Source organism: Microbacterium sp. USHLN272 (assembly GCF_037149655.1).
GTDB classification, from domain to species: Bacteria; Actinomycetota; Actinomycetes; order Actinomycetales; family Microbacteriaceae; genus Microbacterium; species Microbacterium galbinum.
Map to the genome: position 1 here is coordinate 575,757 of NZ_JBBCRA010000001.1, position 18,404 is coordinate 594,160.

Here is an 18,404-nt window from a genome sequence, read left to right on the forward strand (position 1 = left end):
CCCCGGATTCGGGCCTTTCGCTTTGCGGGATCTCGCTCCGAGTCGCGCCCCTAGACTGACGAGGTGTCACTCGCGGTCTGGTTCTCGCTTCTGACGGCATCCGTGGTGATCAGCTTCACCCCGGGCGCCGGCGCCATCAATACGATGTCGAACGCCCTCTCCCAAGGCTGGCGTCGATCGATCTGGGGCATCATCGGGCAGCAGCTCGCCCTCGTGGTGCACGTGGTCGTGGTGGCGGCGGGAGTCGGGCTGCTGGTCTCGCGGTCCGAACTGCTGTTCAACGGCATCCGTTACGCGGGCGCGGCCTACCTCGTCTACCTCGGCCTGCGCCTGATCCTGGCGAAGCCCACGGCTCCCGTCGCCGACGACGCACTCGACCTGGTCGATGCGCACGAGGGCCACTGGTCCATGATCCGTCGGGGTTTCTGGGTCAACCTGCTCAACCCCAAGGCGATCGTGTTCTTCCTCGCCTTCATCCCCCAGTTCATCCGCCTCGACGAACCCCAACTGCCTCAATACCTGATCCTCCTGGCCACGGTCATCGTCGTGGATGTCCTCGTGATGTGGGGCTTCTTCGCCGCAGCCGCCCGGCCGTTCCGACGCTTCACGCGCACGGCGAGGGGCCAGCGCACCCTCAACACCGTCTTCGGCGTCCTCTTCATCGCGGTCGCCGGGCTCCTCGTCTTCCTGCATTGATCCTGCGCGGCCCCTAGGCTGAACACGATGGAAATGGATGCCGCGACCTTCGAGACCCTCGTCGTCGACGAGCTCGATCGGCTGCCCGACGACATGGTCGACGGACTCGACAACGTCGTGTTCGTCGTCGAGGACCGCCCGGAGGACGGCAGCCTCGACCTCCTCGGCCTGTACGACGGTCTCGCCCTGACCGAGCGCACCCAGTACGGGATGGGCGAGCTCCCCGACCGGATCGTCGTCTACCGCGAACCCCACCTCGCCGTGTGCGAGGACGAGGAGGGGCTCCGCGACGAGCTCCACACCACGCTCGTGCACGAGATCGCGCATTTCTACGGCCTGGATGACGCCCAGCTCCACGATCTGGGGTGGGCATGAGCACGCCTGCGGTGGTCCCGGACGTCGTGGAGGACATCGATCTCCGCGCCGCGCCGCTCGAGCCCTGGCAGGTCGTCGTCTGGAACGATCCGGTCAACCTCATGAGCTACGTCGTACGGGTGTTCCGCACGTACTTCGGCTACTCGATCGATCGCGCGACGTCGCTGATGCTCGCCGTGCACCACGACGGGCACGCGATCGTCGCCACGGGGCCCCGCGAGACCATGGAGGTCCACGCTCAGGCCATGCACGAGTACGGCCTCTGGGCGACCGTGCGGAAGGCCCCGCAGTGAGCGCCGCTGCCGTCGAGATCACCCTCGTCACCCTCGAGGGCGTGCGACTGGACGAGGTCGTCGACGAGTACACGACGCTGCTGTCGTCCGCGGATGCGAACGACGAGGCCCTCGATCGTCTCGCACCGAACCCCTATCCCGACGATGAGCACGCGTCACGCGATTTCGCCGAGGCCACCCGAGACGATCTGCTCGAGCGCCGCCTCGCAGATGCCGACGTGGTGCGCCGCGCACTCGCCCCGTTCCAGTCCTTCCGTGCGTCGATGACCGACGACGACATGCTCCGCTCCCACACCCTCGAGGTCCCGCGCGGCGAGGTCGATGCGTGGTTGCGCACTCTGAACGCCATCCGCCTGGTCCTCGCCACCCGCCTCGGGATCATCGAGGACGACGACCACGACCCCGAGGATTCGCGTTTCGGGATCTACGACTGGATCGGGTACCGCCTCGAGCTCCTCATCGATGCGGAGATGGGCGACTGACGCGCCCGCGGGTCAGGGAATGTCGATGATCCGCGTCGCCAACGACCGGGGGTCGTCACGCGCGATGTGCGCGCGCTCCTGCGCCGCCCAACGATCCCAGTGCGGACGGTAGGTCTCGCCGTCGCGCGTCAGCGCCCTGCGCTTGCGCACCGGCTCCGCAGCCTCGAGCCACACCCGCACATCGCCCAGGGCTGCCGTGGCCGGTGTCAACAGTCCGCTGCCCTCGACGATCACTCCGAGCGCAGGATCCACCGCATGCGTCTCCGCCTCGGTAGCGCGTTCCCAATCCCAACGCTGCCATGCGCCGAGCTTCCCGCGCCCGTGCGGCCGGAGGATTCCCTCCAGCGCCCGCTCGACTCCCCCATCGAGGCCGTCCCATCCGGGGTAGAGCGAATCGAGGGCGATGACCTGCACACGACCGACGAGCGGCCACGCTTCCGCGACCCGCGCCGCGAGAGTGGACTTCCCCGCGCCGCTGCAGCCGTCGATGAGGACGACCGGGTTCGACGCGGCCAACGCGCGGAGATCGTCGCAGATCAGCCCCGCCGCGCGGGCGAGCGCCGCAGCGACAGGATCATCACTTCTTGAGGGCACGGATGATGCGTGAGAGAGCTCGGCCGGCGACCCAGACGAACGGCACCGCCACGACCAGCAGCGTGACGATGTTGGGCTCGAAACGCAGCCCCTCCTCGCGACGCACGTAGACGCCGACGGGAACGGAGACTCCGCCGCCGCCACCGCCTTCCGCGCCGTCGCCGCTTCCCCCGCCGAAGCCCGAGTAGGTGAAGGCGACGGGAGTGATGCTGACGCCGTCGACGTCCTGCGGCTCTCCGTATGCGCTCTTGACCCCGATGGACGCGGCCTGCTTTCCGAGTTCCAGTGCAATGTTCGGCATGGGACCACGCTAGTCGACCGCAAGGGATTGCGGAGCGTCAATCCACGCCGTGCGCCCGAGGATGCTGTGCAGCACCGCGCCCTTCGCCGCGCCCGATGTGTCGCGCGCGCGTGATGGTCGCAGTCCCGAAGCGAGCCACGGCATCGTCGACCGCTCCCTCGACCCGCCTCCAGTCCTCATCGTCGTCCCACAGCCCCATCCCACCGCCGCCCGCCGGCTGCAGCTTCTCGGCACGCACTCCGACGAGCCTGATCGGGTCACGACGGTCGATCTGCTCGAACAGCGCCTGGGCGGCCTCGCCGATGCGCTGTCCGACCGCGGTGGGTTCCGACAGCGTCTGAGAGCGGTTGACGGTGCGGAAGTCGTCGAAGCGGATCTTGATCGAGACCGTCGCCGCCTCCCACTGCGCGCGGCGAAGACGGGCGGCGACGCGGTCCGCGAGCCGCAACAGTTCCGCTCGGAGGAACGGACGATCGAGGATGTCGTGCTCGAACGTCTCCTCGTGTCCGATGCTCTTCTCCACACGCTCGGTGTCGACGGCTCGGGCGTCTTCTCCGCGGGCGAGCTGCGCCAGACGGGCGCTCAGCGCCGAGCCGACGGCGCGGTCGAGCATCTCCGGAGAGGACTCACGGATGTCGCCGATCGTCCGGATGCCGCGCGCCTCGAGCGCCTCCGCAGCCTTCGGGCCGACACCCCACATCGCACGTACCGGCCGCGGCGAGAGGAACTCGAGCGTGCGTGCCGCCGGAACGACGAGCATTCCATCGGGTTTCGCGATCGTCGACGCCATCTTCGCGACGTGCTTGGTCGCCGCGACGCCGACGCTGCACGTGATACCGACCTCGTCCGCCACGCGCTCGCGCACGAGCCGGGCGATCACCCCCGGGCTCCCCCACAACCGGCGCACGCCCCGCACATCGAGGAACGCCTCGTCGACGGACAGCGGCTCGACCAGCGGCGTGAACGACTCGAAGATCGCCATCACCTGTCGGGAGACCTCTTGATACCGGTGGAAGTGCGGCATCACGATCCGCGCCGAGGGGCAGAGCCTGATCGCCTGGGAGACCGGCATGGCCGAGCGCACCCCGTAACGACGGGCCTCGTACGACGCGCTCGAGACGACCGAACGCCCATCGGGCGCTCCGATGATGATCGGGAGCCCACGAAGACCCGGATCGTCGAGCACCTCGACCGCCGCGTAGAACGCATCCATGTCGACGTGCAGGATGCGCGTTCCCGTGTCGTCGGCTCCCGCCGACGACACCATGCGCCCTCTGCCGTCTCCGTGCCCCATGAGAACATTCTCCCTCGGACCACCGACACCGGCCCGAGGGAGAACAGGACCTACTGCGCGGCGCGCTCGAGGATCAGTTCGCGCACGCGCGCGGCGTCCGCCTGACCCTTCATCGCCTTCATGACCGCACCGATCACGGCACCGGCAGCCTGCACCTTGCCGTCCTTGATCTTCGCCAGCACGTCCGGCTGTGCGGCGAACGCATCGTCGATCGCCGCGATCAGCGCGCCGTCGTCCGAGACGACCGCGAGCCCACGGGCGTCGACGACCTCCTGCGGCGTTCCCTCGCCGGCGATGACGCCCTCGAGCACCTGACGGGCGAGCTTGTCCGTCAGCGTTCCCGCGTCGACCAGCTTCTGCAGGGCCGCGACGTTCTGCGGGCTCACCAGGGCAGCGGCATCCTTCTCCTGGGCGTTGGCGAGACGGGCGATCTCGCCGGTCCACCACTTACGAGCGGCCGCGGGCGCGGCCCCGGCCGCGATCGTCGCCTCGACCTCATCGAGGATGCCGCCGTTGCGCACGTCCTGGAACTCGAGATCGGTGAAGCCCCACTCGGTCATCAGACGACGACGCCGCGCGACGGGCTGCTCGGGCAGTGCCGCCCGCAGCTCCTCGATCAGTGCAGGGGCCGGCTCGACGGGGAGGAGATCCGGCTCCGGGAAGTAGCGGTAGTCATCGGCATCCGACTTCGGACGACCCGGAGACGTGGTTCCGGTGTCCTCGTGCCAGTGGCGGGTCTCCTGCGTGATGGATCCGCCGTCGGCGAGGATCTGCGCCTGGCGCTGGATCTCGTACCGCACCGCACGCTCGACCGAGCGCATGGAGTTGACGTTCTTGGTCTCCGTGCGGGTGCCGAGCTTCTCCTCGCCCCGGCGTCGCAGGGAGACGTTCGCGTCGCAGCGCAGGTTGCCCCGCTCGAGACGGGCCTCGGAGATGCCGAGTCCACGCACGATGTCGCGGATCGCAGCGACGTAGGCCTTGGCGACCTCGGGAGCGCGGTGCTCCGTGCCGGTGATGACCTTCGTCACGATCTCGACCAGCGGCACGCCCGCGCGGTTGTAGTCGACCAGCGAGTACTCCGCACCCTGGATACGACCGGTCGCGCCGCCCATGTGGGTCAGCTTGCCGGCGTCCTCCTCCATGTGCGCGCGCTCGATCGGGATCGTGATGAGCGTGCCGTCCTCGAGCTCGACCTCGACTGACCCCTCGTACGCGATCGGCTCGTCGTACTGCGAGATCTGATAGTTCTTCCCGAGGTCGGGGTAGAAGTAGTTCTTGCGCGCGAAACGGCTCGACTCCGCGATCGAGCAGCCCAGGGCGAGCCCGAGGCTGATCGACGACCGGATCGCCGTCTCGTTCACGACGGGCAGTGAGCCGGGGAGACCGAGGTCGACCGGCGCGATCAGCGTGTTCGGCTCCGCGGCGTGATACGCCTCGTTCGCCGGGTTCGGCGCGTCCGAGAACATCTTCGTGTTCGTGTTCAGCTCGACGTGCACCTCGAATCCGAGCACGGGCTCGAACAGTTCGAGGGCCTTGTCGAAGTCCATGAGCTTGGCGGCGGCCATCAGCGGTTCCCTCCTGCGAGCTGGGGTGCGCGGGTGAGCAGCGGGGCGCCCCACGAATCGACGAGGAGCGTTTCGAGTGCGGCTCCCACACGGTAGAGGCGGGCGTCCTCACGCGCCGGAGCGATGAACTGGATACCGACGGGGAGACCGTCGTCGTCCGCCAGGCCACTCGGGATCGAGATCCCCGGCACGCCCGCGAGGTTCACGGGAATCGTCGTGATGTCGTTGAGATACATCTGCAGCGGGTCGTCGATCTTCTCGCCGAGTTTGAACGCGGTCGTCGGCGCCGACGGCGTCGCGATCACGTCGACCTCCGCGAAGGCGGCGGCGAAGTCCTGCTGGATGAGCGTGCGCACCTTCTGGGCACTGCCGTAGTACGCGTCGTAGTATCCCGCCGACAGCGCGTAGGTGCCGAGGATGATGCGGCGCTTGACCTCGTCGCCGAAACCGGCGTCGCGCGTCGCCGACATGACGTCTTCGACGGTCGGGTTCCCGTCCGGGGTGACCCGCAGGCCGAAGCGCACCGAGTCGAACTTCGCGAGGTTGCTCGACGCCTCCGCGGGGAGGATCAGGTAGTACGCCGCCACACCGTATTCGAAGTGCGGTGCGCCGATCTCGACGATCTCGGCTCCCTGCGCCTCCATGAGCGCGAGCGAGGCCCGGAAGGATGCCGCGACACCCGGCTGGAAGCCACTGTCGGGCAGTTCGCGGATGACACCGACCTTGAGGCCCTTGAGCACGTCGCCGCGCGCGCCCTCGCGGGCGGCGTCGGCGAACGACGGCCAGGCGTCCTTCAGCGACGTCGAGTCCTTCGGGTCGTGACCGGCGATGACATCGTGCAGGAGTCCGGAGTCGAGGACGGTGCGCGAGACGGGACCGACCTGGTCGAGGCTGGACGCCAGGGCGATCGCCCCGTAGCGACTGACTCCGCCATAGGTCGGCTTCACGCCGACCGTGCCGGTCACGTGCGCGGGCTGGCGGATCGATCCGCCGGTGTCCGAGCCGAGGGCGATCGGGGCCTCGAAAGCGGCGACGGCTGCAGCCGACCCACCGCCGGAACCGCCCGGGATGCGCTCCAGGTCCCACGGGTTGTGGGTGGGGCCGTAAGCCGAGTGCTCGGTCGACGAGCCCATCGCGAACTCGTCCATGTTGGTCTTGCCGAGGGGCACGAGACCTGCGGCGCGCGAGCGCGCCACGACCGTCGCGTCGTACGGCGAACGGTATCCCTCGAGGATGCGCGAGCCGCTGGTGGTGGGCTGATCGGTCGTGACCAGCACGTCCTTGATCGCGAGCGGCACACCGGCGAGCGGACCCAGCTCCTCCCCCGCGGCGCGGCGCGCGTCGATGGCCGCAGCGGCCTCGAGCGCCCCCGCGTTGACGTGCAGGAAGGCGTGGACGTCGCCGTCCACGGCGGCGATGCGGTCGAGGTGCGCCTGCGTCGCCTCGACGCTCGACACCTCCCCGGCGGCGAGCTTCGCCGCGAGGTCGGAGGCGTCCAGGCGGATGATGTCGCTCACTGCTCTTCTCCCAGGATCGCGGTGACGCGGAAGCGGCCGTCGGCGGCATCCGGAGCGTTCTGCAGCACCTGCTCGTGCGTCAGCGTCTGCCCGACGACGTCGGGACGGAAGACGTTGCTCAGCGGGATCGGGTGGCTCGTCGCGACGACGTCGGCGGTCGCGACCTCCGACACCTTCGCGATGTTGTCGACGATCGCGTCGAGCTGGCCCGTGAGCCGCGACACCTCGTCGTCGTTCAGCTGGATGCGTGCGAGCACACCGAGATGGCGCACGAGTTCGGGGGTGATTTCAGACACGCCTGCAAGTCTAGTCAGCGGCTTCCTCCACAGCCGCCTCCGTGCGTTCGATCCCTCCCCCTATGCTGGGGCGCGTGAGTACGTTCCAGCCTCCTCGCCCGTGGGTCGCCAGCTACGCAGACGGCGTCCCGGAAGACCTCGCTCCCGTCTCGGGATCCCTGATCGACATCGTCGCCGAGTCGGTGCGGGACTATCCCGATGCGCCGGCTCTGCAGTTCTTCGGCCGCGAGACCACGTACGCCGAGTTGCAGGACGCGATCGACCGTGTCGCCGGCGGGCTCCGCGATCTCGGCGTGCGCGCGGGCGACCCGGTTGCGATCGTGCTGCCGAACTGCCCGCAGCACATCGTCGCGTTCTATGCCGTCCTGCGGCTCGGAGCGGTCGTCGTCGAGCACAATCCTCTGTACACGCCCCGCGAGCTGCGGAAGCAGTTCGAGGACCACGGCGCGAAGCATGCGATCGTCTGGAACAAGGTCGTCTCGACCGTGCAGGAGTTCCCGTCCGATCTCGCGGTGTCGACCCTCGTCTCGGTCGACGTGACCACGGCGATGCCGTTCCTCACCCGCGTCGCCCTGCGCCTTCCCGTGGCGAAGGCTCGGGAATCCCGCGCGGCGCTCACCACTCGCGTGCGTGGAACGGTGACCTGGGAGTCGCTCGTCTCCCACGACCCGATCCCCGAGTCGCATCCGCGCCCCTCGACGGACGACCTCGCCATCATCCAGTACACGTCCGGCACGACCGGCGCCCCCAAGGGCGCCGCGCTGACCCACCGCAACCTCCTGGCGAATGCCGCGCAGGCCAAGGCGTGGGTCCCGTCGATCCAGCGCGGCAAGGGATGCGTCGTCTACGCCGTCCTCCCGATGTTCCACGCCTACGGCCTCACGCTGTGCCTCACGTTCGCGATGTCGATGGGTGCGCGCCTCGTGCTCTTCCCCAAGTTCGATCCCGATCTCGTGCTCGACGCGATGAAGAAGCACCCCGCCACGTTCCTGCCCCTCGTGCCGCCGATCGCCGATCGCCTGCTCGCGGCGGCGAACCAGAAGGGCGTCTCGCTCGACGGCATCGAGGTCGCGATCTCCGGCGCCATGGCGCTGCCCCACGAGCTGGTCGTACCCTTCGAGGCGGCGACGCACGGTTTCCTCGTCGAGGGATACGGACTCAGCGAGTGCTCCCCCGTGCTCATGGCCAACCCCGTCGCCGACAACCGCGTGCCCGGCACCGTCGGTCTCCCGCTGCCCGGTACCGAATGCCGCGTGGTCGATCCCGAGAATCCGACGGTCGATGTCCCGGCCGGATCGGCGGGCGAGCTCGTCGTGCGCGGTCCGCAGGTCTTCTCGGGCTATTACGGCAAGCCGGAGGAGACGGATGCCGTCTTCGCCGACGGCTGGTATCGCACGGGTGACATCGTCACGATCGATGACGCCGGCTTCGTGCGGATCGTGGACCGCATCAAAGAGCTCATCATCACCGGCGGGTTCAACGTCGCCCCCACCGAGGTCGAGAACGCGCTGCGCCAGCATCCGCAGATCGTCGATGCCGCGGTCGTCGGCCTTCCGAGCGCGCACTCCGGCGAAGAGGTCGCCGCAGCGATCGTCGTCGACGGCGGTGTCGATGTCGACGTCGAAGCGATCCGCGAGTTCGTGCGGGGGATCCTCACCCCTTATAAGGTTCCGCGCCGGCTGTTCGTGGTCGACGAACTGCCGAAATCCCTCATCGGAAAGGTGCTCCGGCGGCAGGTCAAGGAGCGTCTTCTCGCACTCACCAGCGGTTCCTGAGGACGCCCTCACAGGCGCGCAACACCCTCGGGGCGCTACCCTTGGGAAGTGACCCCTGAAGATGCAGTGCTGACCGACGCCCCCGAGGACTCCCCCGCGACCCCCGGATTCGAGGATCTCGGCATCACCGGGCCCGTCCTCAAAGCCATCCGTGACCTCGGCTACGAGACCCCGTCGCCCATCCAGGCGGCCACCATCCCGACGCTCCTCGCGGGTCGCGACGTCGTCGGCATGGCGCAGACCGGCACGGGAAAGACCGCGGCCTTCGCGCTGCCCGTGCTCGAGCGTCTCGACGTCTCGCAGAAGACGCCGCAGGCCCTCGTGCTCGCCCCGACCCGCGAACTCGCGCTCCAGGTGTGCGAGGCATTCGAGTCGTACGCCTCGAAGATGAAGGGCGTCCACGTGCTGCCCGTCTACGGCGGCCAGGGCTACGGCGTCCAGTTGTCGGCTCTCCGCCGCGGCGTGCACGTGGTGGTCGGTACCCCCGGCCGCATCATGGACCACCTCGCCAAGGGCACGCTCGACCTCTCCGAGCTGCAGTACCTCGTGCTCGACGAGGCCGACGAGATGCTCAAGATGGGCTTCGCGGAAGACGTCGAGCAGATCCTCGCGCAGACGCCCGAAGAGAAGCAGGTCGCCCTCTTCTCCGCCACGATGCCGCCGCAGATCCGCCGTCTGGCGCAGAAGTACCTGCGCGATCCCGAAGAGATCAGCATCAAGTCGAAGACCGCGACCGGCACGAACATCACCCAGCGATACCTGGTCGTGTCCTATGCGCAGAAGGTCGATGCGCTGACCCGCATCCTCGAGGTCGAGAACTTCGACGGCATGATCGTCTTCGTCCGCACCAAGAACGAGACCGAGACGCTCGCCGAGAAGCTGCGTGCGCGCGGGTACTCGGCCGCGGCGATCAACGGCGACGTGCCGCAGGTGCAGCGTGAGCGCAGCGTCAACCAGCTCAAGGACGGCAAGCTCGACATCCTCGTCGCCACCGATGTCGCCGCGCGCGGCCTCGACGTCGAGCGCATCAGCCACGTCATCAACTTCGACATCCCGACCGACACGGAATCGTACGTGCACCGCATCGGTCGCACCGGCCGTGCCGGTCGCACCGGTGACGCGATCAGCTTCATCACTCCGCGTGAGCGCTACCTCCTCAAGCACATCGAGAAGGCGACGCGTCAGGAACCGACGCAGATGCAGCTCCCGACCACGGAAGACGTCAACACCACGCGCCTCACCCGGTTCGACGACGCGATCACCGCCGCTCTCGGAGACGCCGCCCGGATCGAGTCGTTCCGCGATGTGGTCGCCCACTACGTCCGCAACCACGACGTCCCCGAGGGTGATGTCGCCGCGGCCCTCGCGATCGTCGCGCAGGGGGACACTCCCCTGCTGCTCGACCCGGCGGACGACCCTCTCGCGAAGGCCGTCGCCGCCGACAACCGCCCGCCGCGCGAACGCAACGCGCGCGAGAGCCGCGAGCCCCGCACCGAGCGTCGCGGGCGTGGCGACTACGCCGCCTACCGCATCGAGGTCGGCCGGCGCCACCGTGTCGAGCCGCGACAGATCGTCGGCGCGCTGGCGAACGAGGGCGGCCTCGGACGCGACGACTTCGGGGCGATCAACATCCGCCCCGACTTCTCGATCGTCGAGCTTCCCGCGAACCTCGACCCGGCCGTTCTCGAGAAGCTGAGCAGCACACGCATCTCGGGCCAGCTCATCGAGATCAAGCCGGATCGTGGACCGGGTGCGCGACGCAGCGGGCCGCGTGAGGGCGGCGCTCGCTTCGACCGGCGCGACCGTGACGATCGTCCGCGCCGCAACGACGACAGCCGTCCGCCGCGTGGCGACCGCGAGGAGAAGCCGTTCCGCAAGCCGCGGCACAAGAACTGAGCGCTCGCGGCGGAGCTAGCCGGCCTCGCGCCGCGCGAGCTTCGCCGCGAGATCGACCAGCACCTCGGGTCGCGCCAGCAGAAGGCGCTGCTCGGGGTGACCGATCAACTGGTCGAGCAGCAGTTGAGCGCCGACGACCGTCGGGCGCCAGTACCCTCCGACGTGGTGGCGTCCGAGATCGAGGCGCTGCGCCTCTCCGCGGACGATGAGCTCCACCGAACCGTCATCCGGTCCGATACCGACATCCTCCTGCGCCGCCGCAGCGAGGATTCCCAGCCCGATCGTGCTTGCCAGCCCGGGTAACGGAATCCTGTCGTCGGAACGTCGAGCCGCACCGACGAGAGGTGCTCCCACGCGAACACCCGGCCTGCTCCGGCCCCGTGCCGGTGCACGACGACGTCTTCCGTGAGGCGGAGGTGGCCGCGCCCCGGGTCACCCACGACGAGCGCACCCTCGGCGACGATGAGCGGACCGTAACGCCTCATTCCGCGGAAGACACCTCGCCGAGCGCCTCGGGTCCCTCCGTCACCAGCAGGTGGAACTGCGCGGCGTCGAGGATGCGGATGCCGAGTTCCTCGGCCTTGCCGAGCTTGGATCCGGCCCCCGGTCCTGCGGCGACGAAGTCGGTCTTCTTCGAGACGCTCGAGGCCGCTTTTCCGCCGGCCTGGATGATCGCCTCCTGGGCGCCTTCACGCGTGTACCCGTCGAGCGACCCCGTGGCCACGATCGTGAGACCCTCGAGCACGCCTCCGGCCGAGACGGCGGCGCCGGGGCCGGGGTGTCCGGGAGTCGCCCATTGCACTCCCGCCGCCGCCCACTGATCGACGATCGCGACGTGCCAATCCACGTCGAACCATGCCAGAAGGGAGTCGGCGATGATCCCGCCCACTCCTTCGACGGCCGCCAGCTCCTCGCGAGACGCCCCACGGATCGCATCGAGCGAGCCGAACCACTGGGCCAGTGCGCGCGCCGCGACCGGTCCGACGTGACGGATGTTGAGCGAGACCAGCAGGCGCCAGAGTTCCTTGGTCTTCGCCTTCTCCAGCTCCGCCAGCAGCGTCACCGCTTGGGACGACGGTTGAGGACCTTCGACACCCGACTTCTTCTCGGCTGCCGTCGGGTTGCGACGGAACGGCGCACGGGTCTTGACGATGCCGTCGTCGTCCTGCTTGGGCAGGCCGGTCTCGGCGTCGCGCACGAACAGCTCGATCGGGACCAGCTGCTCCAACGACAGGTCGAACAGGCCGGCCTCGGTCACGAGCGGCGGCTCCGCCGGTGACGTCGGCTGAGTGAGCGCGGCCGCCGTCACCTCACCGAGCGCCTCGACATCGAGCGCACCACGCGAACCGATGTGCTCGACACGACCGCGCACCTGGGCGGGGCACGAGCGGGCGTTGGGGCAACGCAGATCGATGTCGCCCTCCTTCATCGCCCGCAACTCCGTGCCGCACTCGGGGCAGACCTCCGGCATCACGAACTCGCGCTCCGACCCGTCGCGACGCTCGACGACCGGGCCCAGCACCTCGGGGATCACGTCGCCGGCCTTGCGGAGCACGACCGTGTCTCCGATCAGCACGCCCTTCGCCTTGACCACGTCCTTATTGTGCAGCGTGGCCTGGCGCACGACGGAACCCGCCACCTGCGCCGGGGCCATCACCGCGAAGGGTGTGGCGCGCCCGGTACGCCCGACCGAGACGACGATGTCGAGCAGCTTCGTCTGCACCTCTTCGGGCGGGTACTTGTAGGCGATCGCCCACCGGGGCGCCCGGCTCGTCGCGCCGAGCTCATCGTGGAGTTCGAGTTCGTCGACCTTGACCACGATGCCGTCGAGCTCGTGTTCGATGTCGTGACGATGCTCGCCGAAGTACTCCACGAAGCCGGTGACCTCGTCGATGCTCGCGCAGACCTTCGTGTGCGGGCTCGTCGGGAGGCCCCAGGTCGAGAGGAGCTCGTACACCTCGCTCTGAGCCGCGACCGGCGGGTCCTGCCAGGCGCCGATGCCGTGCACGTAGAGAGCGAGGGATTCGATGCGCAGCAGTCCCGCCTCGAGCTCGAGGCCGTCCTTCTTGTCGATCTGCTGGCGCAGCCCGCCACTGGCGGCGTTGCGGGGGTTGGCGAACGACGGGAAACGACGAGCGGCCGCCGTACGCGCCTTCTCCTCGTCGAACGGGCGCTTCGTACCGGTGCGGGCCTCCCAGCGCGCGAGCGCATCGGAGTAGGCGCGTTCCCGGAAGGACGCCTGCGCCGCGTTGAGTCGCTCGAACGCGGCCACCGGGATGAAGACCTCGCCGCGCACCTCGACGATCGCGGGATGCCCTTCGCCGTCCAGGCGCTCGGGGATCTCCGGCAGCCGCAGCGCGTTCTCGGTCACGATCTCGCCGACCCGTCCGTCGCCGCGCGTGGCCGCGGAGGTGAGGACGCCGTTCTCGTAGCGGAGATTGATCGCGAGGCCGTCGATCTTCAGCTCGGTGAGCCACGCGACGTCACGACCGGCGGAGGCGCGGGTCTTCGCCGCCCACTCCCGGAGCTCGTCGAGGGAGAACACGTTGTCGAGGCTGAGCATGCGCTCGGCGTGCTCGATCGTCGCGAGCCCTGTCGTCTCGGCCGCGCCGACCATCTGCGTGGGCGAATCCTGACCCTGCAGCTCGGGATGCAGACGCTCGAGTTCTTCGAGCCGATGCATCCACCCGTCGTAGGTCGCGTCGTCGACCAGCGAGGTATCGCGACCGTAGTAGGCATCCTTCGCTTCGAGGATGCGAGTGGTCAGCTCCTCGGCCTCGGTGCGGGCGTCTTCGAGCGAGATGATGTCGGGCACCCGGCAAGTCTACGAGCGGGCACCGACATTCGGCGGTTCCGCTCAGGCGTCGACCGGAACCGCCGAGACCGTGCGGTCGATGGTGAACTGGCCGAGCACGCGCGTACCGACGTAGAGCACCGCGGTCTGTCCGGGGGCGACGCCGTCGAGCGGCACGACCGGCACCACCCTCACGCCGTCTGCATCGACGGAAGCGGTCGCCTCGACCGGCTCGGCATGGGCGCGGATCTGCACGTGGCAGTCGAAGTCGGATGCCGTCGGCGCTGCCCCCGCCCAGCTGAATCTCGCGCCCGAGATCTCGCGGATCGCGAGCGCCTCCTTGGGACCGACGACGACCGTGTTCGACACGGGACGGACCTCGAGCACGAAGCGCGGCTTGCCGTCGGCGGCCGGGATGCCGAGCTTCAGGCCTCTGCGCTGTCCGACCGTGTAGCCGTGCGCCCCCTCGTGCGACCCGACGACGGCTCCGCTGCGGTCGACGATCTCGCCGGTCGCGGTGCCGACCTTCTCGGCCAGCCAGCCGCGCGTGTCGCCGTCGGGGATGAAGCAGATGTCATGGCTGTCGGGCTTCTGCGCGACGCTCAGGCCGCGCTCCGCGGCCTCCGCGCGCACCAGAGCCTTGGACGGCGTCGTCCCCAGCGGGAAGTACGTGTGCGCGAGCTGCTCGGCCGTGAGCACTCCCAGCACATAGGACTGATCCTTCGCGTTGTCGGATGCGCGATGCAGCTCGAGCCCGCCCTCGCCTTCCACGAGTGTGGCGTAGTGCCCCGTGCAGACCGCATCGAAGCCCAGTTCGATCGCCCGCTCCAACAGGGCCGCGAACTTGATCTTCTCGTTGCAGCGCATGCACGGGTTGGGGGTGCGACCCGCCTGGTACTCCGAGATGAAGTCGTCGATCACGTCGTCGCGGAACCGCTCCGAGAAGTCCCACACGTAGAAGGGGATGCCGAGCCGGTCCGCCGCGCGGCGCGCGTCCATGGCGTCCTCGATCGTGCAACATCCGCGGCTGCCGGTGCGGAGAGTGCCACCGGCACGCGAGAGCGCGAGATGCACCCCCACGACCTCGTGGCCGGCCTCGACCGCGCGCGCCGCGGCAACGGCGGAGTCCACTCCGCCACTCATCGCCGCCAGGATTCGCATGGATCCAGTCTACGAGCGTGCGGCTGTGCCGGAGCCGGATGCGCGGAGATAGGCGTCTCCGATCACCTCCACGACGGCGGTGACGTCATCGTCCGTCGACGTTCGTCCCAGGCTGAACCGCAGGACGCTCCGCGCATCCTGCTCGCTCCGCCCCATCGCCCGCACCACGTGCGAGGGCTCCGCGACCCCCGCCTGACACGCGGACCCGGTCGAGGCGGCGACGCCCGCGGTGTCGAGCAGGAAGAGCAGGCTCTCCCCCACCGCCCCGGGAAAGAGGAGGTGCGCGTTTCCCGGCAGCCGATCGACCGGGTCGCCGAGCAGCACCGCCTCGGGCACCCGCGCTCGGATGCCCGCGACCAACCGGTCCCGCAGCGCGCCGAGTCGGATCGCTTCGGCGGGACGCTCACGCTCGGCGAGCTCGAGAGCCGTGGCGAAGGCGGCGGCGCCCGGGACGTCCTGGGTACCGGCGCGGAGGCCGCGCTGCTGCGCCCCGCCCCGGAGCAACGGAGCCATGCGCGCGGTCCGGGCGACGATCAGCGCACCGACGCCGACCGGCGCTCCGATCTTGTGCCCGGCGAGGCTGAGGGCCACGAGCCCGACCCCCGTTCCGGCGTCACCGCGGAGTCGCCGGAACGACAGCGGCAGATGGCCGAGCGCGGCGACGGCATCCAGGTGCAGGGGCACGCCGGCCTCCGCCGCGGTGGAGGCCAGCTCTGCGGCGGGGTTCACCGTGCCCGCTTCGTTGTTCGCGACCAATGCGGTGGCGAGGGCGGCTCCGGGGAGTGCCGCGGCGAAGCGCCCCGGATCGATGAGCGCCGTCGAGGTCAGGGCGACGGGGCGCACGACCGCCCCCTCGCTCTGGAGGGACTCCACGGTGTCCATGGTCGCGTGATGCTCACCGTCGGGCAGGACGATCGCGTCGCGTCCCTGAGCGCGGGCGCGCCAGCTCCCCTGGAGCGCGAGATTGATCGACTCGGTCCCGCCCGAGGTGAAGACGATCTCGATCGGGTCGGCGTCGAGCACCTCGGCCACACGTTCACGCGACTCCTCGAGGAGCCGACGGGCATCCTGTCCGGCGCCGTGCGTCGACGATGCATTGCCGATCGTCTCGCTCGCGGCGAGCCAGGCATCGCGCGCCTCCGGGCGCAGCGGAGTCGTCGCGGCGTGGTCGAGATAGTGCATCTCTCCACTCTCCCCCATTCCGACGTGCATCGGCGCACGGAACCCGGTTCTCACTGGTCCGACACCCGAGCACAGCACTCTAGGGTGTATTCATGCCCGAGACCCGAGTCTTCGCCGCGCCCGGCGGCACCACCCTCGACGATCTCGGCGTGCGTTTGCACGACGGGGTCGGCACCCTGCGCGTCTGGTCGCAGAATGCGTCCTCCGTCGAACTCGTGGTGTTCGACGCGACCGATCTCGACTGGGCGACCGACCAGGTCTCCCTCGAGCGCCTTCCGGGCGGGGTGTGGGAGGTCACGACACCGCTCCTCCAGCCCGGAACCCGGTACGCGATCCGCGTCGGTGGCCCGCACGGACCGGGCAATACGTTCAACCCCGAGACGCTGCTCCTCGATCCCTACTCCCGCGGACTCGCCCAGGGTGACGGGTACGAGGAATGGCGGTCGGTCGTGATCGTCGACGGTTTCGACTGGGGGGAATCCCGTAAGCCGCGTGTCCCGCTCGACCGCACGATCATCTACGAGGGCCACCTCAAGGGCCTCACCAAGCGACAGCCCGATGTGCCGCCCGCCCTCCACGGCACCTACGCCGGGCTCGCCCATCCGGCGATGATCGAGTACTTCCACACGCTCGGGATCACCTCGATCGAGCTCCTCCCCGTGCACGCGTTCGTCCCGGAGCCGCGCCTGCTGGAGCGCGGGCTCACGAACTACTGGGGCTACAACACGCTGAACTTCTTCACCCCGCACACCGCCTACGCCTCGGAGGATGCACGCAAGGAGGGACCCGAAGCGGTCCTCGCGGAGTTCAAGGGGATGGTCCGTCTGCTCCACGAAGCGGGGCTCGAAGTCATCCTCGACGTCGTGTACAACCACACGTCGGAAGAGGGCATCGGCGGCCCCCGCTCCAGCCTGCGCGGTCTCGACAACGCGAACTACTACCGTCAGGACGCGAGCGGCGCGTACATCGACACGACCGGTTGCGGCAACACCCTGAACACGTCGACGGATGCCGGTGCGCGCCTCGTGCTCGACTCCCTGCGCTACTGGGCGCAGGAGATGCAGATCGACGGGTTCCGCTTCGACCTCGCGACGTCGATCGCCCGCGACGCGGACCACACCTACTCCCCCGAGCATCCGCTCCTGACGGCCATCGCGAACGATCCGGTGCTGCGCGACACCAAACTGATCGCCGAGCCGTGGGACGTGGGGCTCGGCGGATGGCAGACCGGCAACTTCCCGGCCGGGTGGCACGAGTGGAACGACCGCTACCGCGACCGCGTCCGCAACTTCTGGCTGAGCGACATCGACTACGCGCGTCGGGCGTCGGCGCCGGTCGGCATCGGCGGATTCGCGACGCGGCTCGCCGGATCGTCGAACACGTTCGACGAGAAGCGCGGGCCGCTCGCGAGTGTCAACTTCGTCACCGCCCACGACGGCTTCACCCTGCACGATCTCGTCTCGTACGACGTCAAGCACAACGAGGCCAACGGCGAGCACAACCGCGACGGCGCGGACACGAACCGCGCCTTCAACCACGGTGTCGAGGGACCGACCGACGATGCCGCGATCCTCTCCGCCCGGCGCAAGGCGATGCGCAATCTCCTCGGCACGCTGCTGCTCTCGGCCGGTATCCCCATGCTCACCGCGGGCGATGAGGTCGGTCGCACGCAGCGGGGCAACAACAATGCCTACGCACAGGACTCCGCCCTCACGTGGCTGGCCTGGGACTACGAACCGTGGCAGCTCGACCTGCAGGCGCACGTCGCACGCCTGATCGAGCTGCGCTCGCAGAACCCCGCACTGCGCCCGAGCCGCTACGCGCGCCTCGGCGAGCACATCCCGAACGCCTCGGTGATGGACTGGTTCGACCAGAACGGCGAGACGATGGAGAGCGATCAGTGGACGGATCCGGGCAACCGCACGCTCCAGTACGTCGCGGCATCCACTCCGGATGCCGAGGACGCGAATCGCATCCTCCTGATCGTGCACGGCACCGAGTCCCCGATCGACGTACGGCTGCCGGAGGAGATCGAAGGCGCCACCCGCTTCGTGTCGCTCTGGTCCAGCGCCGACGAGCGTCCGTCGGACGACCGCGAGGTGTTCGCCCCCGGTGACGTTCTCCCCGTCGCCGGCACGTCGATGCGACTTTTCCTGGTCGAATGATGTCGGGTCGCGACGCGC

Annotated in this window: 17 protein-coding genes; 7 read left to right on the forward strand and 10 right to left on the reverse strand. The window is 69.2% G+C overall.

Annotated elements, in window-relative coordinates; genetic code table 11:
- Window positions 1–63 precede the first annotated feature (63 nt).
- Genes WFJ97_RS02915 through WFJ97_RS02930 form a run of 4 tightly spaced genes read left to right on the forward strand, consistent with a single transcriptional unit; the run spans window position 64 to window position 1,846 of the window.
- Window positions 64–696 carry a LysE family transporter gene (locus WFJ97_RS02915; RefSeq protein WP_336640421.1) on the forward strand — a complete coding sequence of 211 codons (633 nt, stop codon included), beginning with the start codon at window positions 64–66 and terminating at the stop codon, window positions 694–696.
- A 27-nt stretch (window positions 697–723) separates the two neighbouring features.
- A complete protein-coding gene (locus tag WFJ97_RS02920) occupies window positions 724–1,071 on the forward strand; it encodes a metallopeptidase family protein (protein WP_336640422.1) in 348 nt (115 codons plus the stop codon).
- Window positions 1,068–1,364: an ATP-dependent Clp protease adapter ClpS gene (gene clpS / locus WFJ97_RS02925; protein WP_247956104.1), complete on the forward strand. Its 297-nt coding sequence runs from the start codon at window positions 1,068–1,070 to the stop codon at window positions 1,362–1,364. Before WFJ97_RS02920 ends, clpS begins: the two co-directional genes overlap by 4 nt.
- Entirely contained in the window at window positions 1,361–1,846 is a 486-nt protein-coding gene (locus tag WFJ97_RS02930; protein WP_247632283.1) for a DUF2017 family protein, read from the forward strand. The genes clpS and WFJ97_RS02930 overlap by 4 nt, the downstream gene beginning before the upstream one ends.
- Before the next feature lie 12 nt (window positions 1,847–1,858).
- Here the strand turns inward: WFJ97_RS02930 and WFJ97_RS02935 are convergent, their stop codons facing one another.
- Genes WFJ97_RS02935 through gatC form a run of 6 tightly spaced genes read right to left on the reverse strand, consistent with a single transcriptional unit; the run spans window position 1,859 to window position 7,413 of the window.
- Window positions 1,859–2,440 carry a hypothetical protein gene (locus WFJ97_RS02935; protein ID WP_336640423.1) on the reverse strand — a complete coding sequence of 194 codons (582 nt, stop codon included), beginning with the start codon at window positions 2,438–2,440 and terminating at the stop codon, window positions 1,859–1,861.
- On the reverse strand, window positions 2,424–2,741 hold the full coding sequence (locus WFJ97_RS02940; RefSeq protein WP_247622565.1) for a hypothetical protein: 318 nt from the start codon (window positions 2,739–2,741) through the stop codon (window positions 2,424–2,426). Before WFJ97_RS02940 ends, WFJ97_RS02935 begins: the two co-directional genes overlap by 17 nt.
- 37 nt (window positions 2,742–2,778) lie before the next feature.
- Window positions 2,779–4,035, reverse strand: coding sequence for a DNA polymerase IV (gene dinB, locus WFJ97_RS02945; RefSeq protein WP_336640424.1), 1,257 nt, complete (start codon window positions 4,033–4,035; stop codon window positions 2,779–2,781).
- Between the two features lie 50 nt (window positions 4,036–4,085).
- Window positions 4,086–5,600 (reverse strand): Asp-tRNA(Asn)/Glu-tRNA(Gln) amidotransferase subunit GatB, encoded by a 1,515-nt coding sequence (gene gatB / locus WFJ97_RS02950; RefSeq protein ID WP_336640425.1) that lies wholly within the window; start codon window positions 5,598–5,600, stop codon window positions 4,086–4,088.
- A complete protein-coding gene (gatA, locus tag WFJ97_RS02955; protein WP_336640426.1) occupies window positions 5,600–7,117 on the reverse strand; it encodes an Asp-tRNA(Asn)/Glu-tRNA(Gln) amidotransferase subunit GatA in 1,518 nt (505 codons plus the stop codon). The genes gatB and gatA overlap by 1 nt, the downstream gene beginning before the upstream one ends.
- On the reverse strand, window positions 7,114–7,413 hold the full coding sequence (gatC, locus tag WFJ97_RS02960; protein WP_029259178.1) for an Asp-tRNA(Asn)/Glu-tRNA(Gln) amidotransferase subunit GatC: 300 nt from the start codon (window positions 7,411–7,413) through the stop codon (window positions 7,114–7,116). Before gatC ends, gatA begins: the two co-directional genes overlap by 4 nt.
- A gap of 62 nt (window positions 7,414–7,475) precedes the next feature.
- Here gatC and WFJ97_RS02965 point away from each other — a divergent pair, with 62 nt between their 5' ends.
- Window positions 7,476–9,188, forward strand: coding sequence for a long-chain-fatty-acid--CoA ligase (locus WFJ97_RS02965; RefSeq protein ID WP_336640427.1), 1,713 nt, complete (start codon window positions 7,476–7,478; stop codon window positions 9,186–9,188).
- 48 nt (window positions 9,189–9,236) lie between these two features.
- A complete protein-coding gene (locus WFJ97_RS02970) occupies window positions 9,237–11,084 on the forward strand; it encodes a DEAD/DEAH box helicase (protein WP_442928374.1) in 1,848 nt (615 codons plus the stop codon).
- Window positions 11,085–11,099: 15 nt separating this feature from the next.
- On the opposite strand, the gene WFJ97_RS02975 is transcribed toward WFJ97_RS02970, so the two are convergent.
- The 4 genes from WFJ97_RS02975 to WFJ97_RS02990 form a co-directional block, all read right to left on the reverse strand.
- A complete protein-coding gene (locus WFJ97_RS02975) occupies window positions 11,100–11,300 on the reverse strand; it encodes a hypothetical protein (RefSeq protein WP_336640428.1) in 201 nt (66 codons plus the stop codon).
- 265 nt (window positions 11,301–11,565) lie between these two features.
- Window positions 11,566–13,899 (reverse strand): NAD-dependent DNA ligase LigA, encoded by a 2,334-nt coding sequence (ligA, locus tag WFJ97_RS02980; protein WP_336640429.1) that lies wholly within the window; start codon window positions 13,897–13,899, stop codon window positions 11,566–11,568.
- A 42-nt stretch (window positions 13,900–13,941) separates the two neighbouring features.
- Entirely contained in the window at window positions 13,942–15,039 is a 1,098-nt protein-coding gene (gene mnmA, locus WFJ97_RS02985; protein ID WP_336640430.1) for a tRNA 2-thiouridine(34) synthase MnmA, read from the reverse strand.
- Between the two features lie 9 nt (window positions 15,040–15,048).
- Window positions 15,049–16,221 (reverse strand): cysteine desulfurase family protein, encoded by a 1,173-nt coding sequence (locus tag WFJ97_RS02990; RefSeq protein WP_336640431.1) that lies wholly within the window; start codon window positions 16,219–16,221, stop codon window positions 15,049–15,051.
- A 92-nt stretch (window positions 16,222–16,313) separates the two neighbouring features.
- Between WFJ97_RS02990 and glgX the strand changes: the two genes are divergently transcribed.
- Window positions 16,314–18,386, forward strand: coding sequence for a glycogen debranching protein GlgX (gene glgX, locus WFJ97_RS02995; protein ID WP_336640432.1), 2,073 nt, complete (start codon window positions 16,314–16,316; stop codon window positions 18,384–18,386).
- The last annotated feature ends 18 nt before the right edge of the window (window positions 18,387–18,404 follow it).